This window comes from Citrobacter sp. 21OH12SH02A-Citro (genome assembly GCF_027919895.1).
GTDB classification, from domain to species: Bacteria; Pseudomonadota; Gammaproteobacteria; order Enterobacterales; family Enterobacteriaceae; genus Citrobacter; species Citrobacter braakii.
In genome coordinates, this window is record NZ_CP114801.1 from 4,529,194 (window position 1) to 4,549,379 (window position 20,186).

Below are 20,186 nucleotides of genomic sequence, written 5' to 3' on the forward strand. Positions count from 1 at the left end.
GCTGGCGCCTCATTTCGGAAAACAGATCAGGACTGCGCCAGTATCCGGCGTTTATCTTCCGGCAGCGTGTTTACGGCCTGCTGATAAGAGGCGTCTACCAGGTAGTAGATTTGCGAATCCGGCAGCGAGCCGTCCAGATACACCGTACTCCAGTGCGCCTTATTGAGATGCCGGCTTGGCCGTACATCGCTATGCTGCTGACGTAACAACTCTGCCAGTTCCGGGCTGGTTTTCAGTGACACCGCCGGGCGTTCTTCCACCTCTTTTACCATGGCAAAAAGCACATCTTCGACTTTGATTTGTGTGGCCTTCCAGTCACTGTGTACGCTCTGCTCGGCGCCCATTTTTGCCATGCAGTATTGCAGCAACTCCGAATTTGTCATCTTAATTCCCCTTACCAGCATATTGCCTAATGAGAACATCTTTTATTCAGTGTGCAGCAAGTCCGCAAAAGGTAAAAGCAGGTAACGCAAATTTGTTTAAAAAAACAACAACCGCAAGCAACATCCTCAATACTCCGAGTTGACGATCACCTCTTCACCAAACGCGCCGGCCTGTGGTAACGGTTTATAAGTGGAGTTAGAAGCGCGTAAAATACGAATACCGCGAATACCCACATCTCGGGCGGCGGTAATGTCATTATCAGAGTCGCCGTAGAACATGCGGATATTTTTATCCTGCAGCCACTGCGTTTTCGTATTCTGGCCCGGCTTATCACCGGCAAAAATGACCGGGTTCATATTGCCGGCCGGGATGTGAAAGTTATCGGACAGCGTTTTCGACACCGTTTCGGTCTTCGTCTGGCTACGCCCGGTTACGAAAAAGATGCTGTCGCCGCGACGCACATGCATATCAATCAACTGACGCGCCACTTCTTTCGGAATGCTGAATTCGTCCCAGCCATTGTTCATTTTTTCCCAGAAGGCCGGATTTTTCAGGTAATCCTCACTGTCCGGAGAATACGTTTTTTTTCCGCGCCAGAAGCCTGGGCTGGAAAAGAGGACGGTGTCATCGATATCAAACCCGACGGCCATCGGCGGGCGTCCGGTCAGGCTGTTTTCAATTTGTGCCACGGAGACCCAGTGAATGGGTGCCTGCTCAGCGAGTTTTGCAACGTTGGTGCCTGGATTAAGCTGAGAGGGAGAGGAAACTAACGCCTGGGCCGGCTGATTTAGCGTGAACAATAAACAAACGGCACTCAGTGCCAACGTAAACTTGCGCATATTTTTCCCTAAGTAGTCAGTTAGTTATCATTTTTTTATTAACAACTGGTCAAAAAACTATCTGACCTTACCCCTTAGGGGGAGGGAAAGGAAGGATTTTCTCTGGTTTTGTCCTGGAAAAAGAGCATGATCACATTGGAAAACAGACCAATAGCACGGTGAAAGAAAGTAGGCCGGATAAGGTGATTACACCGCCATCCGGCAATACAATGCCTGATGGCGCGACGCTTATCAGGCCTAAAAACCCGGTTACATGACGGCGGCAAATGCCTTCGCCACGCGTTGCACGTTACCGTGATTCAACCCGGCCACGCACATACGACCGCTGGCTATCAGGTACACACCGAACTCATCGCGCAGGCGATCGACCTGAGCAGCGCTGAGCCCGGTATAGCTGAACATCCCGCGCTGTTGCAGCAGGTAATCAAAGTTACGACCAGGGATCTCCGCATTCAATACGTTAACCAGCGCCTGGCGCATCGCCAGAATACGGGTACGCATCTCTTCGACTTCCGCCAGCCAGCTGGCTTTCAGCGCGTCATCACCCAACACTGCGGCCACAACCTGCGCACCAAAGTTTGGCGGGCTGGAATAGTTACGACGCACCGTCGCTTTTAGCTGCCCCAGAACGCGGCTGGCGGCATCAGCATCTTCACAGACCACTGAAAGTCCGCCGACACGCTCGCCGTACAAAGAGAAAATCTTCGAGAATGAGTTGCTGACCAGTGCAGGCAATCCGGCGCTGGCAATGGCGCGGATCGCATAAGCATCGTCTTCCATTCCACCGCCGAAACCCTGGTAAGCAATATCCAGGAACGGGATCAGATCGCGAGCTTTCAGGATCTCAATGACACCATCCCATTGCGCGGGGGTTAAATCCGCACCCGTCGGGTTATGGCAGCACGGATGCAGCAGTACGATGCTGCGCGCCGGTAAGGTGTTCAGCGTGGCCAGCAGGTCGTTGAAACGCACGCCATTGGTGGTGTCGTCATACCAGGGGTAAGTACTTACTTCGAACCCAGCACCTTCAAAAATCGCGATGTGGTTTTCCCAGGTCGGATCGCTGACCCACACGCCAGAATCAGGGAAATAGCGTTTCAGGAAGTCTGCGCCAACCTTTAGCGCACCGGAACCGCCCAGCGTCTGAATCGTTGCGACGCGCTGCTGCTGGAGAACCGGATGATCTGCGCCAAACAGTAGCGGCGCAATAGTATGGCGATAAGTGTTCAAACCTTCCATCGGCAGATACAGCGAAGCGCCATGCGGTTTGGCATTCAGTCGGGCTTCCGCTTCTGCCACCGCTTTGAGCTGAGGAATAATGCCGTCTTCGTTGTAGTACAGACCGATGCTGAGGTTCACTTTGTCGCTACGTGCATCGTCTTTGAAACGCTCCATGAGCGATAAAATCGGGTCGCCAGCGTAGGCGTCAACTTTTTGAAACACGTGTGGTTCTCCAGGTTTACAGGCAGGGGTTAAGAACACAATAAACCGGAAGCGGGAGAAGATCGAGAGGATGTTGAGAGGAATATTGCCGGATGGCGGCGTAACCGCCTTATCCGGCACATCATGAACTTAATCGATGTACTTCATTGCCACCCTTGAGGTCAGGCGCGTGATAAGTTCGTAAGCACTTACTTTCGTCATTTCAGCAATGCGTTCAACGGGCAGGCCCTCACCCCACAGGATAACCGAATCGCCGGCTTTGTCCTGCGCCTCGGGACCTAAATCGACGCAAATCATATCCATCGCGACGCGACCGACGATCGGCACTTCACGGCCATTGACCAGTACCGGTGTCCCAGACGGCGCAGCGCGCGGATAACCATCGCCATAGCCCATCGCCACCACGCCCAGACGCGTGTCGCGCTCGCTCAGCCAGGTTCCACCATAGCCAACCGGCTCGCCCGCTTTGTGTTCACGCACCGCAATCAGGCTGGAAGTGAGCGACATCACCGGCTGGCAGCCAAAATCGGCACCGATAGAGTGGTTTTCCAACGGCGATACGCCATACAGAATCAGCCCCGGACGCGCCCAGTCGAAGTGAGACTGCGGCCACAGCAGAATACCTCCCGACGCGGCTATCGAACGCTGACCCGGTTTACCTGCGCAAAAGCTATTGAAGATATCGAGCTGCTTTTCGGTCGCGCCGCACTCAGGCTCGTCCGCGCGCGCAAAGTGGCTGACGATATTGACCGGCTGGCGCACGTTTTCACATTGCGTCAAGCGCTGATAAAACGCCTCGGCCTGCTCAGGACGCACGCCCAGGCGGTGCATTCCCGTGTCGAGCTTCATCCAGACGGTGACCGGTTCAGCCAGTACCGCGGCTTCCAGAGCTTCAAGCTGCTCCTGGTTGTGGACGGCAGTATGCAGACGCTGCGCGGAGATAGTCGGCAGATCGGAAGCATCAAAAAATCCTTCCAGCAGCAGGATGGGCTGCGTGATCCCTCCCGCTCGCAACCGCAGGGCTTCTTCAAGACGAGCGACACCAAAAGCGTCCGCATCGGGGAGCGTTCGCGCGGTCTCTAACAGACCATGGCCGTAAGCGTTCGCTTTCACGACCGCAACCAGTTTACTGGCTGGAGCCAGTTCACGCAGACGTTGCAGGTTGTGTCGCAGAGCGCGGCGGTTAATGACTACAGTTGCCGCTTGCATTTGTATTCCTTGATAAGTATTTGCTTGAGTAACCTGATTCAGTGTTGTTATTCGTCGTCGTACTGCGGGCCAGCATAGTTATCGAAGCGCGACCACTGACCGTTAAACGTCAGGCGCACCGTACCGATCGGGCCGTTACGCTGTTTACCGATAATGATCTCGGCGATGCCTTTCAAGTCGCTGTTTTCGTGATAAACCTCATCACGATAGATAAACATGATTAAGTCGGCATCCTGCTCGATGGAGCCGGACTCACGCAGATCCGAGTTGACCGGACGCTTATCGGCGCGTTGTTCCAGAGAGCGGTTAAGCTGCGACAGCGCCACCACCGGCACATGCAGTTCTTTCGCTAACGCTTTCAGCGAGCGGGAAATTTCAGCAATTTCCAGCGTACGGTTGTCGGAGAGCGACGGCACGCGCATCAGCTGCAGGTAGTCGATCATGATAAGTCCGATACCACCGTGTTCGCGGGCGATACGACGGGCACGTGAGCGCACTTCCGTTGGCGTCAGGCCGGAGGAGTCATCAATATAGATGTTTCGTTTCTCCAGCAAAATACCCATTGTTCCGGAAATTCGCGCCCAGTCTTCATCATCCAGTTGACCGGTACGGATTTTGGTTTGGTCTACACGTGAGAGTGAGGCCAGGGAACGCATCATGATCTGTTCTGAGGGCATTTCAAGACTAAAGATAAGAACCGGCTTATCTTGCAACATCGCCGCATTTTCGACGAGGTTCATTGCAAATGTCGTTTTACCCATCGACGGACGCGCGGCGACGATAATTAAGTCTGACGGCTGCAAACCAGCAGTCTTTTTATTGAGGTCGTCATAACCGGTGTTGACCCCGGTGACACCATCGTGGGGCTGCTGGAACAGCTGTTCGATACGCGCGACGGTAGCGTCGAGCACATCGGTAATATTTTTCGGACCTTCGTCTTTATTGGCGCGACTTTCAGCAATTTTAAAGACGCGGGATTCCGCGAGGTCCAGCAGATCTTCACTGGAACGGCCTTGCGGATCAAACCCGGCTTCCGCGATCTCGTTCGCCACCGAAATCATGTCACGAACAACGGCACGTTCGCGGACAATATCCGCATAGGCACTAATGTTCGCTGCACTTGGCGTATTTTTAGATAACTCAGCCAGGTAAGCAAAACCGCCGACGCTGTCCAGTTGCCCCTGAACTTCCAGCGATTCTGCAAGCGTGATCAGATCGATGGGTTTTCCCATCTCCTGCAGGCGATGCATTTCGGTGAAGATGTGCCGGTGCGGTCGGGTATAAAAATCTTCCGCCACCACACGCTCAGCCACATCGTCCCAGCGCTCGTTATCCAGCATTAAACCGCCCAACACCGACTGTTCCGCTTCAATCGAGTGCGGCGGTACTTTCAGCCCGGCGACCTGGGGATCGCGCTCACGAGCATCAGTCTGTTGTTTGTTGAAGGGTTTATTTCCTGCCATAGTGAATGGAGTTACCGAGATAATGATTGGGTCGAAAGATTACCACATTTCTTTTGGAGGAAGCATGGCAACACGTATTGAATTTCACAAGCATGGTGGCCCTGATGTACTCAAGGCTGTGGAGTTTACGCCTGTAGACCCGGCGGAAAATGAAATCCAGGTCGAGAACAAAGCGATTGGGATCAACTATATCGACACCTATATCCGCAGTGGTCTTTATCCGCCGCCTTCTCTGCCCAGCGGTCTGGGTACCGAAGCCGCAGGCGTGGTCAGTAAAGTCGGTAGCAAAGTGACGCACATTAAAGCCGGCGATCGCGTGGTTTACGCTCAGTCCCCCCTGGGCGCCTACAGCTCAGTGCATAACGTCCCGGCGGATAAAACCGCTATTTTGCCCAACGCTATCTCGTTTGAACAAGCTGCAGCCTCATTTCTTAAAGGGCTCACCGTTTTTTATCTGTTGCGTAAGACCTATGAAATTCAGCCCGATGAACCATTTTTGTTTCATGCGGCTGCAGGCGGCGTCGGTATGATTGCCTGCCAGTGGGCAAAAGCATTGGGTGCGAAGCTGATTGGCACCGTCGGTAATGCGCAAAAAGCGCAAATTGCGCTGCAGGCCGGCGCATGGCAGGTCATTAACTATCGTGAAGAGAGCATTGTAGAACGTGTAAAAGAGATCACTGGCGGTAAAAAAGTGCGGGTGGTGTATGACTCGGTGGGGAAAGATACCTGGGAAGCCTCACTGGATTGCCTGCAGCGCCGGGGGCTCATGGTCAGCTTTGGTAATGCTTCCGGACCGGTGACTGGCGTTAACTTAGGCATTCTGAATCAGAAAGGTTCGCTGTACGTGACTCGCCCTTCACTCCAGGGTTACATCACCAACCACCATGAATTAACCGAAGCCAGCAATGAGCTTTTCTCGCTGATTGCCAGCGGAGTGATCAAAGTGGATGTCGCACCGGGCCAGACGTTCGCACTGCACGACGCGCAGCGTGCTCATGAAGTGCTGGAAAGCCGGGCCACACAGGGGTCGAGTTTGCTGATCCCGTAACGCCCTCATTTCCGCTAAATAATTCAAGCCGCCAACAAACCTGCGGTTTGAATTATGAAGGGGGAAGAAAGAATTAGGGCTTCCCGTAGGAAGCCCTTTCTTTTTTTAGTTCGGCTGTATGTAGGGTACAGCTCGATGAATTCGTTAACCTGGCAATAGTGACAGATTTGATAATCAATTCCTATTTGCTTCTAAAGGCAATGTTGCAGGTTGTGACACACCGCTCAATACCTTAGTAAAATCGGCGGTTATTGCGCTGATACTGTGGGACTTTTGGCGCTTTTATCGCCTTGATAACCCACACCACGGCAACGGCCAATAACAGCCAGGGCAACAGTTTAATCATCAACGCAAATAGTCCGCCCAAAAACATCACCACAGTGGCTACCACCAATGCGGCCAGCACTCCCAGCAAAGATACGCCGGTGACCATCAGCATGATAAAAAATCCAATCACAAAAAGTAGTTCCAGCATGGCTCTCTCCCGAAATGAAATACTCTCCACAGCTCTACAAGAAACATGCCAAAATTAATATATTGATTTATAAAGCAAACGCCCCGCGACGAAGCGCAGGGCGTGGTGAAATTCACTAACTTTTGGCGAAAACTTAACGTTTGTCTGCCACCAGCTTCAGCGCATGTTCCAGAACCTCAATATCTGCCCCGGCTTTATGCGCATTTTCGCTCAGATAGCGACGCCACTGCCGTGCCCCAGGAATCCCCTGAAACAGTCCCAGCATATGGCGCGTGACATGCCCCAAATAGGTTCCTTTACTCAGTTCACGCTCAATATACGGATACATCGCACGCACTACGGCGACCGGATCGGCATCTTCGCTGGTGACAGCAAAAATCTCGCGGTCAACGGACGCCAGAATGCCTGGGTTTTGATAAGCTTCGCGCCCCACCATCACGCCATCCATATGTTGCAGATGGATTTTCGCTTCTTCCAGCGATTTTATGCCACCGTTGATCGACATTGTCAGATGCGGAAAATCGCGCTTTAGCTGATAAACACGGTCATAATCCAGCGGTGGGATTTCGCGGTTTTCTTTCGGGCTTAGCCCAGACAGCCAGGCCTTGCGGGCGTGGATGATAAACATCTCACATTCACCGTTACCGGAGACCGTGTTGATGAAATCGCACAGGAATTCGTAGCTGTCCTGGTCATCAATACCGATACGGGTTTTCACCGTTACCGGAATCGATACCACATCGCGCATCGCTTTGACGCAATCAGCGACCAATTGCGCATTTCCCATCAGACAGGCACCAAACATTCCATTCTGTACACGATCGGAAGGGCAACCCACGTTGAGGTTAATTTCGTCATAGCCCCGTTGTTCAGCAAGCTTTGCGCACTGCGCCAGCGCAGCCGGATCGCTCCCGCCCAGTTGCAAAGCGACTGGATGTTCTTCTTCGCTATACGCCAGATAATCGCCTTTACCATGAATGATCGCGCCGGTGGTTACCATCTCCGTGTAGAGCAGCGTCTGGCTGGACAGTAAGCGCAAAAAGTAGCGGCAATGTCTGTCCGTCCAGTCGAGCATCGGCGCGATAGAAAAACGATGAGCGGGAAAAGCGGTAGACTGAGATTCAGGCAGCATGGCGAATATTCAAGCATCCGGTTAAAAAAGGGGCGCTACTATAGCATAGACCGTTACGATAGTGAGCCACATCCTCGCAGTTCCCCCTCCCTGCTCCCCGACAAGCACTATTTACGCCCCGGTTTTCCGTCGTGAGATCCAAAAAACTGCGGCGGATGGTCGACCCAACGATCCTCACGCGTGGCGGCATAAACCGGATTAAGCGGATAATAAATACGATTGTATTTTTTGTTCGCCTCACCCACGACCAGCAGACGTACCTCTTCACTGGTGTTATTGATAAAGGTGTGACACACGCCGGTGCCCGCCGGGAAACCGACGCTGTCGCCCGGTTCCAGCTTCCATAAATAACCGTTAATCCAGGCTTCAGGATATCCTTCCAGCACATAGATAAACTCTTCCTCATCGCTTTCAGCGTGCGGATACGAGGTGCGTCGGCCCGGCGGCAGGCGCTCATGATGAATGCCGAGTCGCCCTAACCCCAGCTTGCGGGCAAGCGGCGCACCTATGGAAAACAGCTCATCGCTGTCGGGATAGGTGGAGTCATCAGCCCCCTCAACTTCACGCCAGTGACGAATACAATCGGGTCTTTTCATGATTATTTTCCAGTATTGCGATGGGTCAGGTATAGCACACCGCGGTGGATCTCGGTGTTTTAAACAGAACATGTTAAAGTAAGGGATTAACCTTGCACGCAAATCGAGGCGCCAAATGGACAAAACCACCACGCAGGAGTTATTGGCTCAAGCTGAAAAACTCTGTGCGCAACGCAACGTACGGCTTACGCCACAACGCCTCGAAGTGCTGCGCCTGATGAGCCTGCAGGAAGGCGCAATCAGCGCTTACGACCTACTTGACCTGTTGCGGGAAACCGAGCCGCAGGCCAAGCCGCCGACCGTGTATCGTGCGCTTGATTTTCTGCTGGAACAAGGGTTTGTGCACAAGGTGGAATCCACCAACAGCTATGTGCTTTGCCATCTGTTCGATCAGCCAACCCACAGTTCCGCAATGTTCATTTGCGACCGCTGTGGTGTGGTAAAAGAAGAGTGCGCGGAAGGCGTGGAAGACATCATGCATACGCTGGCAGCAAAAATGGGTTTTGCCCTGCGACATAACGTTATTGAAGCCCACGGACTGTGCCCGGCCTGTGTGGAGGTTGAGTCATGTCGTCACCCTGGCGAATGCCAGCATGACCATACGATTCAGGTGAAGAAGAAAGTTGGGCGTTAAGCGGGTGGGAGAGCGTACATCCTTGTACTCTCAGGAGGGAAGGGTTAATTACCAGCGGTAATCATTACGTTTTTCCCAATCGGTCACTTCTTTCTCCGCCTGATCTTTCGCGTAACCGTAACGCTCCTGGACTTTACCGACCAGTTGGTCACGTTTACCTTCAATGACCGTCATATCATCATCGGTCAGTTTGCCCCATTGCTCTTTCACTTTACCTTTAAACTGCTTCCAGTTACCGCCGACTTCGTCTTTATTCATCATCAAGTCCTCATCGTTAGGTTGTGAATAGCGAGAGTGCCATGTCCAGACACATGCTGTTTTTGCTGGACGTGAGAATAAGTGTAGTCAGGGATTCTGGGTTTTATTTACTATTCGGAATTTTTAACCATCCGCTCAGGCAAACCAGGTTCCATTACGCCAGTGACGCCGCCAGATAAAGGCCAGGGAAAGCCCACGCAACGCGAGAAAAACGGTTAACGCCAGCCACAAACCATGATTTCCCAGCAACGGTAAAGCCAGTAGCGTTAATGCGAACCCTGCTGCGGCAACGGCCATACTGTTGCGCATTTCTGCAGCTCGTGTCGCTCCAATAAACATACCGTCGAGCAGATAACACCACACCCCCACCAGCGGCAAAACCACCTGCCAGAAAAGATAGCGATCGGCCAACTGTTGGATTTGCGGCAGCGAGGTCAGCAGCGCAACAATCTGCTCGCCAAACAGGGCATAAACCAGCGAAAACAGAATAGCCACAATACCGGACTGTCGACAGGCCGCCCGCCAGACATCAAGCAACTGGCTGCCATCCCTTGCCCCATAGGCCTGACCCGAATGCGCTTCCACGGCATAGGCAAATCCATCCAGCGCGTAGGCGGTAAACGTCAGCAGAGTCATCAGAACGGCGTTTACCGCGATGATATCGCCTCCCAAACGCGCGCCCAGAACCGTAATGGCCCCAAAGCAGAGCTGTAACAGCAGCGAACGCAGCATGATGTCGCGGTTGAGCGCCAGCAAACGACGGAAGTTGCCACGCCACGCCAGCTTCAACATTGCCGGCGAAATTCCACGCATATGCAGGACTTTGCGTACCATCATCAGGCCAATCAGCAGCGTGGCATATTCGGCAATCACCGTAGCCAACGCCGCTCCCTGCACGTTCATATGCAGGCCCATTACCAGCCATAAATCGAGCACAATGTTGAGAATATTTCCGACAATCAATAGGATAACTGGCGCGCGCGCATACTGAACGCCAAGCAACCAGCCGAGCAGCACCAGATTCGCCAGCGACGCGGGTGCGCTTAACCAGCGGATTTCCAGGAAGCGTCGGGCCTGCTCCAGTACCGCCTCACTTCCGCCGACAATATGCAGAGCCAGATCGATAATCGGCGTCCGAAACAGTGCGATAAGCAGCCCAGCCCCCAGCGCCAGCAATAGCGGCTGCACCAACGCGCGCGCCAGCGCCTGCGGATTTTTCGCGCCAAATGCCTGTGCGGTAAGGCCGGTGGTACTCATGCGCAAAAAAAGCAGCAGCATAAAGAGAAAGCTGGTCGCCGTGGCGCCAACAGCAACGCCGCCAAGATAGACCGGACTATCCAGATGACCAATCACCGCGGTATCCACCAGTCCCAACAGGGGAACGGTGATATTGGAGAAGATCATCGGTAAGGCGAGGTGCCAGAGTGCTTTATCAGAAGAGGTAAAGAAAGGCATACAGGAGAGCCTGAGAAGAAGTTAGATGTACTGAAAAAAGATGCTGTGTAGGCCCGGTAAGCGTAGCGCTACCGGGCAAGTTGCCGGAAAGCGACGTAAACGTCTTATCCGGCCTACAGGGAATCAACAGAAAATTACAGCCATTCACCGTTACGAATGACGCCTACCGCCAACCCTTCAATAGTGAAGTTTTGCTCGCGCAGGTCGACAACAATAGGTTTAAATTCGCTGTTTTCTGGCAGGAGTTCAACTTTGTTGCCCTGCTTTTTCAGGCGCTTAACGGTGACTTCGTCGTCGATACGGGCAACAACGACCTGACCGTTACGCACATCCTGAGTTTTATGCACAGCCAGTAAATCACCGTCCATAATACCGATGTCTTTCATCGACATACCGCTAACGCGCAGCAGAAAATCGGCGTTCGGTTTGAACAGTGAAGGATCGACCTGATAGTGGCCTTCGATGTGCTGCTGCGCCAGCAGTGGCTCGCCTGCAGCCACACGTCCGACAAGCGGTAACCCTTCTTCTTCTTCCTGCAGCAGTCGAATACCGCGCGATGCGCCGGATACAATTTCAAGGACGCCTTTACGCGCAAGCGCTTTCAGGTGTTCTTCAGCGGCGTTTGGGGAACGGAACCCCAAACGCTGCGCGATCTCCGCACGCGTCGGTGGCATACCTGTCTGGCTGATGTGATCCCTAATGAGATCAAACACCTCTTGCTGCCTGGCCGTTAACGCTTTCATTCCGCCCCCTGGGTGTATATACAGTTATGCTGTGAGTATATACAGCTAAAGGTGATTTTGGAACCGCAAACTGCACAAAAAACAGGAGATTTATGCAGTTGTGGAATCTTTATCGCAAATGCGACCACAACAGGATGCCCCAGGTGATCAGAGCGACAAAAATAGACAGCAATACCGCTGCCGAGCCCATATCTTTCGCCCGACCGGAAAGTTCGTGATACTCAGAGCCAATACGGTCAACCACCGCCTCAATCGCACTGTTGAGGATTTCAACGATCATCACCAGCATCACGGAACCAATCAACAGCACGCGGGTAATGGCGTCGACGTCCAGCCAGCAGGCGATGGCTACGCCCAACAGTACGGCAACGCTTTCCTGGCGGAATGCCGCCTCATTGATCCATGCGGCGCGAAAACCTTTCCAGGAATAGCCTGCAGCTTTGATAATTCGGGTGAATCCAGTGGTATTATTGGCCATCAAAAAGAACCTTTTTACATTATTAGCGTCAATGTCATTGTAACGTTACCCCGTTTGTTTCAGGGTGTGGCAAAGCAGCGCGAAGTATGACCGGATACACCAGAAATTCACTAAACTTTCTGATATCCTTGCAGCGCATTTGCATTATTAACCAGAGGCTTTACATCGTTTATGTCCGGCTGGCCACGAATTTACTACAAATTACTGAATTTACCATTAAGCGTCCTGGTAAAAAGCAAGTCTATTCCGGCAGAACCTGCCCCGGAATTGGGGCTCGATACTTCGCGTCCCATTATGTACGTCCTACCGTACAATTCAAAAGCAGACTTGCTGACGCTGCGTGCCCAATGTCTGGTGCACGATCTCCCGGATCCCCTGGAACCGTTGGAGATAGACGGAACTCTGCTGCCGCGCTACGTGTTTATTCACGGCGGCCCGCGCGTGTTCACCTATTACACGCCGAAAGAAGAGTCCATTAAGCTGTTCCATAACTATCTCGACTTGCATCGCAGCAATCCAGACCTGGATGTGCAAATGGTGCCGGTTTCGGTGATGTTTGGCCGCGCGCCTGGGCGTGAAAAAGGCGAGGTCAATCCGCCGCTGCGCATGCTGAACGGCGTACAGAAATTCTTTGCTGTGTCCTGGCTGGGTCGCGACAGTTTTGTCCGCTTCTCCCCGTCGGTCTCCCTGCGTCGCATGGCGGACGAACACGGTACGGATAAAATCATCGCTCAGAAGCTGGCTCGCGTGGCGCGCATGCACTTTGCTCGTCAGCGTCTGGCCGCAGTCGGCCCGCGCCTCCCTGCCCGCCAGGACCTGTTTAATAAGCTGCTGGCCTCAAAAGCTATCGCTCGCGCGGTAGAAGATGAAGCGCGCAGTAAAAAAATCTCCCACGAAAAAGCGCAGCAAAATGCCATTGCGCTGATGGAAGAGATTGCCGCCAACTTCTCCTACGAGATGATTCGTCTGACAGACCGTATTCTGGGCTTTACCTGGAACCGTCTGTATCAGGGGATTAACGTTCACAATGCGGAGCGTGTACGTCAGTTGGCGCACGATGGGCACGAAATCGTCTATGTTCCGTGCCACCGCAGCCATATGGACTATATGCTGCTGTCGTACGTTCTGTACCACCAGGGGCTGGTTCCGCCGCACATCGCTGCCGGTATCAACCTGAACTTCTGGCCAGCAGGTCCGATTTTCCGTCGTCTGGGCGCGTTCTTTATTCGTCGTACCTTCAAGGGCAACAAGCTCTATTCCACCGTTTTCCGCGAATACCTGGGCGAGTTGTTCAGCCGCGGCTACTCGGTTGAATACTTTGTCGAAGGAGGCCGTTCACGTACCGGGCGTCTGCTCGACCCGAAAACCGGCACGCTGTCGATGACCATTCAGGCGATGCTGCGCGGCGGTACGCGTCCGATTACCCTCGTCCCCATCTACATCGGCTACGAGCACGTAATGGAAGTGGGCACGTACGCGAAAGAGCTGCGTGGCGCGACGAAAGAGAAAGAGAGTCTGCCGCAAATGCTGCGTGGCTTGAGCAAGCTGCGTAATCTGGGTCAGGGGTATGTCAACTTTGGCGAACCGATGCCATTGATGACTTACCTCAACCAGCATGTACCGGAGTGGCGTGAATCGATCGATCCTATCGAGTCCATCCGCCCGGCCTGGCTGACGCCGACGGTGAATAGTATTGCCGCCGATCTGATGGTACGCATTAACAACGCAGGCGCGGCCAATGCCATGAACCTGTGCTGTACCGCGCTGTTGGCCTCCCGCCAGCGCTCTCTGACCCGTGAGCAACTGACTGAACAGCTCGACTGCTATCTGAGTCTGCTGCGCAACGTGCCGTACGCGGCGGATTGTACGGTTCCTGCGCAGAGCGCCAGTGAATTGATCGACCACGCCTTACAGATGAATAAGTTTGAGGTCGAGAAAGACACCATCGGTGACATCATCATTCTGCCGCGCGAGCAGGCGGTATTGATGACGTATTACCGCAACAACATTGCGCATATGCTGGTTCTGCCTTCGTTAATGGCAGCCATTGTGACTCAGCATCGTCGTATTTCACGCGCCGCGCTACAGCAGCATATTGATGCGCTGTACCCGATGCTGAAAGCAGAGCTGTTCTTACGTTGGGAGCGTGATGAACTCGCCGGAGTGATTGACGAACTGGCCAGCGAAATGCAGCGCCAGGGACTGATCGCCCTGAACGATGACGAACTGCATATCAATCCGGCCCGCTCCCGTACGCTACAGCTGTTGGCGGCGGGTGCTCGCGAGACGTTGCAACGCTACGCCATTACCTTCTGGCTGCTGAGCGCGAACCCGTCTATCAACCGTGGCACGCTGGAGAAAGAGAGCCGCACCGTGGCGCAACGCCTCTCCGTACTGCACGGCATTAACGCGCCGGAATTCTTCGATAAAGCCGTGTTCAGCTCTCTGGTGCTGACGCTGCGTGACGAGGGATTCATCAGCGATACCGGAGATGCCGAACCGGAAGAGACGATGAAAATCTATCAGATGTTGGCCGAACTGGTCACGTCAGATGTGCGTCTGACCATCGAGAGCGCCACACAAGGCGAGTAAGCATAAAAAAACCGGTCGAAATGAAATGACCGGTTTTTTATTTTGCAGGCTAAGCCAAACTCAAAAATGCCAGTAGCTCATCGCCAGACCTAAGAACAGCACCAGACCGACGTAGTTATTGTTCATAAACGCTTTAAAACAGGCATCACGCTCGCGATTGACGATCAGTTTCTGCTGATATACAAATAGCGCGCCAGCCACCAGCAGAGACCAGTAATAACCCAGTCCCAGCCCGTTTAGCCAACCCACCAGCGCCATCAGCACCAGTACGCCCACCTGCAGGATACCAATGATCAGCTTGTCGTTTTGACCGAACAGAATCGCGGTCGATTTAATGCCGATCTTCAGGTCATCATCGCGGTCAACCATCGCATACTGCGTGTCGTAGGCCACCGCCCAGAGAATATTGGCGAGGAACATCAGCCAGCAGCTCAGCGGTACGGACTCGCTCACGGCGGCGAACGCCATCGGGATCGACCAGCCAAACGCCGCCCCCAGCACCACCTGCGGCAGGTGCGTATAGCGCTTCATGAACGGGTAAACCCACGCCAGCGCTAACGCCGCAACGGACAACAAAATGGTCATCGTGTTGAGCGTCAAAACCAGCAGGAAGGCCAGCAGTACCAATACGACGAACAGCGTTCGGGCCTCTTTTTCAGTGACGGCCCCGCTCGGCAACGGGCGATTTGCGGTGCGCTTAACGTGTCCGTCAAATTTCCTGTCGGCATAATCATTCACCACGCAGCCGGCGGCGCGCATTAACCAAACGCCAGCGACAAACACCGCCAGGATCCACATTTGCGGCATGCCTGGGGTTGCCACCCACAATGCCCACAGCGTAGGCCAGAGCAGCAGTAAGGCACCGATTGGCTTATCCGTACGCATCAAGCGGTGAAATGCCAGCAGCTTATTCTGCGTCAGACTCCACTCCATCTTTATCTTCCTCTCAGTACAACGGCGATGCAGGTAGAAAAAGCTCGGTAAGCATCAGCGGCTTACCGCTCAGCCGCAGGCGGGAACGGCGCCCCCACAGCGCTGCATCGCGGCCAATCTCAATAAAATCTCGGGTCAATGTCGATGATGTAAACAGGTAACGTCCGAGCGGGGTTTTCCCCAGATTTTGTAAGGCCAGCTCAGGGCCGCACAAGGTTGATTCAGGCACCACGGTCCGCCCGGCAAGCCAGGGTTCACCATCCGCGCATAACAGGATCTCACGTAACCAATAACGGGACTCTTTAGGCAGCAGCGGCAGCTCTTCAGGCACCTCATTTTGCCCAACGAATGCTTCGCGAATCAACGTTACGGTGACCTGTTTTCCCTGCTGCTCAAAACGTTTAGTCATGGAATCTTCCAGTAACAACCAGTCGAGCAGTTGGGCGTCCAGCGCCGGGATCGCATCAAAATAACGCAGCGCACGCAGTTGCGTTAACGCAGGGTGTGGCATGCCTTACTCTCCGATTTATAACTTGAAGGCATTGTATCGCAGAAAATGCATTACGGGGTGAGCAAACACAATTAAGTGATCGCCAGAGCAACATAAGTGTAACAATTAGCACCGAAGGATAAAAAAAGGTGCGCCAGGAGACGCACCAGTTGTTGCAAAATCAACAATGCGGGGCGATGTTTACCCCTTGCCTTTTACACTGCTGATAAAGGTGGATCGGGCAGATTTGGATCCCAGACGCTCAGCTTCATCAAGCAGCTTCAGCGCTTTATCGACATCGCCTTTCGCAACGGCATCCTTAATGCCCTGGTTAAAATAACTTTCCGTGTCGTTCAGCATCGGCTCACTTTTCTTCACCGGTTGTGGCGCTGGAGCAGCAACGGCTGCTGCCGGAGCCGCATAGGTCACCGCAGGCGCGGCGGTATTGCCCACCGTGACAGGACCAGGGCCGGATGAGCCAAACAGCGGCCCGACCAGAACACTGGAGGAGGAGCTGGTTTTGACTTTCAGTTTCAGTAAACCGTCGGTGGTATGACGGGCGATCGGGTCTGGAATATCCGGAATAGCGTTACCTACGCCCTTGGCATAGGCTTTTGCCGGGTCAAGCAGGGTTGTGGTCTGCTGGAGATCTTTATCAGTGGTAAAGACCAAAACATAGAGTTTTTGCTGACCCAGCGCTGGCGTCAGACGCATTACCCCTTCCAGACGATCGGCACTCATCACGCCGGGCTCCTGGTAAGTAAAATAGCTGCTGGGGAAGAACGCAGATGGCGTCATGTTTTGGTCAAGAATTAATACGTTTGGCGCAAATACGCTGGTTTGTTTATTCACTTCACTGGACAGCGTCAGAGTGAGCTCGCCAATATTCGCCGGGACGCTATACGCAGCGACCGGGCCGGTAATACCGGCGACATCCAGACGCTGACCCGCTGTCGCAAGCGGCGAAGACTGGGTTTTGGATTGATCAACAGGTGTCCAGGTTAACTGCTGCAGCGCCGCAGTGGGAATAGATGGGGCCGCGGTGGTGTTCTGCGGAACAATATTCACATCGGCCAGGCTGATGCCAGGAGCGCTGGCAAATAACCCTGCAGATAAACAAAGGGCAACGAGACTTTTCTTCATTTTCATTGTTATCACCTCAGATAGCATGGGTTCAGCGGTGGCCAGGCAATAGCGCGCTAAACCGTAATCAAGAGGGGCTTGCGCCCCTCTTTCGGTCTTTACGTCAGGTTAGTGCTGAATTACCACCAGATTTCCATCTGGGCACCGAAGGACCACTCATCGTTGTCGCCACGGCTGGTTGTGCTGAGGCCAGAGTTCGTTGCCGCTGCGAATTTGGTTACGTCGTTACCATTTTTGATGTAACCCCACTCTTCATCCCATTTTGCATAGGTTGCGAAGACGCGGATTGCCGGACGAGACCAGATGCTGTCACCCGCCTGCCATTGTTGGGCCAGGGTGATTTTGTACTGGCTGTTGCGATCGCTGGTCTGCTGAGATTTGACGTTGTCGTAACCGACTTCCAGCAGGGTGCTCATGATTGGCGTCCATTTATACATCGGGCGAATACCGACGGTGTACCATTCGGTCCCCAGGTCGTTATCCATGTCGAGGTTCTGGTACATACCGACGTACATCAGGTCCCACTTGTCGCCCAGGGAGATTGCACCGTGGTCCAGCACACGGAACAGGCTACCGTTGTTATTCACAACATTGTTGGCATAGTTGGTTTTAACGCCAGTAACGGGATCTTCAATGGTCGTAGTGGAAGAACCATAAGAACCCTGGTTCAGGCCTTTGCCCTGGGTGGTCATGGAATCTGTGGCGTACTGAACGACAAACTTGTTGTAGCCCTTCAGCATGCTCTGGGTATGTTCAGCGGTGAACATCCAACCATCTTTAGATGCGCCGTCCGCCAGCCTGTAATCATCGGTGGTATTCGCGCGACCATAGTCAACGCCCAGTTCCAACATCCCATCCGGGTTAGTTGCCAACTGCGCTAAACGAACGTCAAATACATCGTTCGCGGTGTCTTTGGTACGATCATAGATATTCTGGCTGCTGAAAGCGTATGAACCACCCGCTTCCTGTGAACGGCTCGCTGCCAAAGACAGTTTACCGAAGCCCAGATCGATGTTTTCAATACCGGCGCCAGGACCTGAAATATCCCAGTAGTAGAAGTCGATCATGTGTACGTCATGACGCTGGTAGAAGCGCTTACCGGCCCAGATAGTGGAGCCTGGCAGCCATTCGATCAGGTTTTTACCCTGCACGTTTGCTTCACGGAATGCCGGGTCTGTGCCTTCCCAGTCATTCTGCTGTGCGACGGAGTAAGCAACGTTGGTGTCGAAGTAGAAGCTCTTATCGCCTTCTTTCCACACTTCCTGACCTAATTTGATTTCCGCATAGGTTTCACATTCGTTACCGAGACGGTATTTACTTTGTGCACCGGTTGCCTGGAAACACTGTTGTTCACCGCCACTCCCTGTCCAGCCAATACCGGAACGAGCGTAACCGTGGAAATCTACAGCCATTGCCTGAACAGACATAATGCCTGCTGCTACAGCAACCGCCAGAGGGAGTTTGCGCAGAGTAATCATCGTTCTATCTCCTGAGATCATTGCTTTTCTTTAAACGCGTCCCCCTTCGGGCTGCCTCTTTGTTGGCTGCGTTCTTTCACCCCAGTCGCGTACTCTTTGTACACTCCCGGGGATTCATTTACTTGCCGCCTCGATGTAGCTTCGAATGGCTTTGCGTTTCGTTTTTTATGGGGACCTTAAACGCCCGGCTCTTGATGCAACCGACGACATGCAGTGCCATCCTCACGGAACAGATGGCAACGCTCTGGCGGCAGGCCGATAGCGAATGTGGCACCCTCTTCTACCAACACCACGTCATTCTGGCGGTAAACCAGGTTTTGACGGATGGCGGGGATCTGGATATGAATTTGAGTTTCGTGACCAAGCTGCTCGACCACCTGCACTTCACCTTCGAGGGTGACATCGGCGATATCGCTGGGCAGCAGATGTTCCGGGCGGATACCTAAAGACATGTTGGCACCAACCTGTACCGCATGGCTGTCCACCGGTAGCCATATTTGCTGGCGGTTGGGCAGTTCAACCTGCACCTGATCGATGGCCGTCCCGGTGACTTTCACCGGCAGGAAGTTCATCTTCGGCGAGCCAATAAAGCCCGCCACAAAGCGGTCAGCCGGATAGTGGTATAGCTCCAGCGGTTTGCCGACCTGCGCCACGCGACCAGCATCCAGCACCACAATTTTGTCGGCCAGCGTCATCGCTTCGACCTGATCGTGGGTGACGTAAATCATCGTGCGGCCAAGACGTTTATGCAGGCGGGAGATTTCAATACGCATTTGCACACGCAGAGCGGCGTCGAGGTTCGACAGCGGTTCATCCAGCAGGAATACGCGTGGCTCGGCAACCAGCGTTCGGCCAATCGCCACACGCTGACGTTGTCCGCCGGAAAGCGCTTTCGGTTTACGCTCCAGCAGGTGCGCCAGTTGCAGAACTTCCGCGACCTGATTCACGCGCTGATTCATCACCTCTTTTTTTGCGCCAGCCAGTTTGAGGCCAAACGACATGTTTTCTGCGACGGATAAATGGGGATACAACGCGTAGGACTGAAAGACCATGCCCACGCCGCGTTCGGCGGGGGGAATGTCGTTCATCCGGGTCTCCCCGATAAACAGGTCGCCACTGGTGATGGTTTCAAGTCCGGCGATCATACGCAGCAAGGTCGACTTACCGCAGCCTGACGGTCCGACAAACACCACGAATTCCCCTTCGTGAATGTCGAGATTGATATCTTTCGATACCACCACGTCACCCCAGGCTTTCGTTACATTTCGCAGCTGTACGCTCGCCATGCCCTTCTCCCTTCGTTACAACCTGTCATCGACAGCAACATTCATGATGGGCTGACTATGCGTGATCCCTTGACTGCGTGAATCCTCCACCCCCGGCTTTTTTATGG

Annotated in this window: 20 protein-coding genes; 3 read left to right on the forward strand and 17 right to left on the reverse strand. The window is 53.6% G+C overall.

Features of this window, described 5'->3' with window-relative positions:
• Positions 1–26 precede the first annotated feature (26 nt).
• The 5 genes from O6D90_RS21830 to dnaB form a co-directional block, all read right to left on the reverse strand.
• Positions 27–383: an MmcQ/YjbR family DNA-binding protein gene (locus O6D90_RS21830; RefSeq protein ID WP_016155357.1), complete on the reverse strand. Its 357-nt coding sequence runs from the start codon at positions 381–383 to the stop codon at positions 27–29.
• A 126-nt stretch (positions 384–509) separates the two neighbouring features.
• Positions 510–1,223 (reverse strand): acid phosphatase AphA, encoded by a 714-nt coding sequence (gene aphA / locus O6D90_RS21835; RefSeq protein ID WP_003826615.1) that lies wholly within the window; start codon positions 1,221–1,223, stop codon positions 510–512.
• A 249-nt stretch (positions 1,224–1,472) separates the two neighbouring features.
• Entirely contained in the window at positions 1,473–2,666 is a 1,194-nt protein-coding gene (gene tyrB / locus O6D90_RS21840) for an aromatic amino acid transaminase (RefSeq protein WP_016155447.1), read from the reverse strand.
• 129 nt (positions 2,667–2,795) lie between these two features.
• The gene (gene alr, locus O6D90_RS21845; RefSeq protein WP_016155354.1) at positions 2,796–3,875 is read right to left on the reverse strand and encodes an alanine racemase; all 1,080 of its coding nucleotides are present in this window, start codon (positions 3,873–3,875) and stop codon (positions 2,796–2,798) included.
• 47 nt (positions 3,876–3,922) lie between these two features.
• Positions 3,923–5,338, reverse strand: coding sequence for a replicative DNA helicase (gene dnaB / locus O6D90_RS21850; RefSeq protein ID WP_003826610.1), 1,416 nt, complete (start codon positions 5,336–5,338; stop codon positions 3,923–3,925).
• Positions 5,339–5,402: 64 nt separating this feature from the next.
• On the opposite strand from dnaB, the gene O6D90_RS21855 reads away from it, so the two are divergent.
• The gene (locus O6D90_RS21855; protein ID WP_016155445.1) at positions 5,403–6,386 is read left to right on the forward strand and encodes a quinone oxidoreductase; all 984 of its coding nucleotides are present in this window, start codon (positions 5,403–5,405) and stop codon (positions 6,384–6,386) included.
• A gap of 232 nt (positions 6,387–6,618) precedes the next feature.
• On the opposite strand, the gene pspG is transcribed toward O6D90_RS21855, so the two are convergent.
• From pspG to O6D90_RS21870, 3 genes are all read right to left on the reverse strand, one after another.
• Complete coding sequence (gene pspG, locus O6D90_RS21860) at positions 6,619–6,861, reverse strand: envelope stress response protein PspG (protein WP_016155352.1); 243 nt, start codon at positions 6,859–6,861, stop codon at positions 6,619–6,621.
• Positions 6,862–6,994: 133 nt separating this feature from the next.
• Entirely contained in the window at positions 6,995–7,993 is a 999-nt protein-coding gene (gene dusA / locus O6D90_RS21865; protein ID WP_016155444.1) for a tRNA dihydrouridine(20/20a) synthase DusA, read from the reverse strand.
• 107 nt (positions 7,994–8,100) lie between these two features.
• Positions 8,101–8,589 carry a cupin domain-containing protein gene (locus O6D90_RS21870; protein WP_016155350.1) on the reverse strand — a complete coding sequence of 163 codons (489 nt, stop codon included), beginning with the start codon at positions 8,587–8,589 and terminating at the stop codon, positions 8,101–8,103.
• Between the two features lie 115 nt (positions 8,590–8,704).
• On the opposite strand from O6D90_RS21870, the gene zur reads away from it, so the two are divergent.
• A complete protein-coding gene (gene zur / locus O6D90_RS21875; protein ID WP_003031709.1) occupies positions 8,705–9,223 on the forward strand; it encodes a zinc uptake transcriptional repressor Zur in 519 nt (172 codons plus the stop codon).
• Positions 9,224–9,271: 48 nt separating this feature from the next.
• Here the strand turns inward: zur and O6D90_RS21880 are convergent, their stop codons facing one another.
• The 4 genes from O6D90_RS21880 to O6D90_RS21895 form a co-directional block, all read right to left on the reverse strand.
• Entirely contained in the window at positions 9,272–9,481 is a 210-nt protein-coding gene (locus O6D90_RS21880; RefSeq protein ID WP_019077869.1) for a CsbD family protein, read from the reverse strand.
• A gap of 135 nt (positions 9,482–9,616) precedes the next feature.
• Positions 9,617–10,936 carry an MATE family efflux transporter DinF gene (gene dinF / locus O6D90_RS21885; protein WP_016155443.1) on the reverse strand — a complete coding sequence of 440 codons (1,320 nt, stop codon included), beginning with the start codon at positions 10,934–10,936 and terminating at the stop codon, positions 9,617–9,619.
• A gap of 134 nt (positions 10,937–11,070) precedes the next feature.
• Entirely contained in the window at positions 11,071–11,679 is a 609-nt protein-coding gene (gene lexA, locus O6D90_RS21890; protein ID WP_003826596.1) for a transcriptional repressor LexA, read from the reverse strand.
• A 109-nt stretch (positions 11,680–11,788) separates the two neighbouring features.
• A complete protein-coding gene (locus O6D90_RS21895; RefSeq protein ID WP_003826594.1) occupies positions 11,789–12,157 on the reverse strand; it encodes a diacylglycerol kinase in 369 nt (122 codons plus the stop codon).
• A 171-nt stretch (positions 12,158–12,328) separates the two neighbouring features.
• Between O6D90_RS21895 and plsB the strand changes: the two genes are divergently transcribed.
• The gene (plsB, locus tag O6D90_RS21900; protein WP_016155442.1) at positions 12,329–14,749 is read left to right on the forward strand and encodes a glycerol-3-phosphate 1-O-acyltransferase PlsB; all 2,421 of its coding nucleotides are present in this window, start codon (positions 12,329–12,331) and stop codon (positions 14,747–14,749) included.
• 60 nt (positions 14,750–14,809) lie between these two features.
• Here plsB and ubiA read toward each other — a convergent pair whose 3' ends face one another.
• The 5 genes from ubiA to malK form a co-directional block, all read right to left on the reverse strand.
• Positions 14,810–15,682: a 4-hydroxybenzoate octaprenyltransferase gene (gene ubiA, locus O6D90_RS21905; RefSeq protein ID WP_016155441.1), complete on the reverse strand. Its 873-nt coding sequence runs from the start codon at positions 15,680–15,682 to the stop codon at positions 14,810–14,812.
• A 13-nt stretch (positions 15,683–15,695) separates the two neighbouring features.
• The gene (gene ubiC, locus O6D90_RS21910; protein ID WP_016155346.1) at positions 15,696–16,193 is read right to left on the reverse strand and encodes a chorismate lyase; all 498 of its coding nucleotides are present in this window, start codon (positions 16,191–16,193) and stop codon (positions 15,696–15,698) included.
• A gap of 180 nt (positions 16,194–16,373) precedes the next feature.
• Complete coding sequence (malM, locus tag O6D90_RS21915) at positions 16,374–17,321, reverse strand: maltose operon protein MalM (protein ID WP_016155345.1); 948 nt, start codon at positions 17,319–17,321, stop codon at positions 16,374–16,376.
• A gap of 113 nt (positions 17,322–17,434) precedes the next feature.
• Entirely contained in the window at positions 17,435–18,793 is a 1,359-nt protein-coding gene (locus tag O6D90_RS21920) for a maltoporin (RefSeq protein ID WP_016155344.1), read from the reverse strand.
• 176 nt (positions 18,794–18,969) lie between these two features.
• Positions 18,970–20,079: a maltose/maltodextrin ABC transporter ATP-binding protein MalK gene (gene malK, locus O6D90_RS21925; protein ID WP_016155343.1), complete on the reverse strand. Its 1,110-nt coding sequence runs from the start codon at positions 20,077–20,079 to the stop codon at positions 18,970–18,972.
• Between the last annotated feature and the right edge of the window lie 107 nt (positions 20,080–20,186).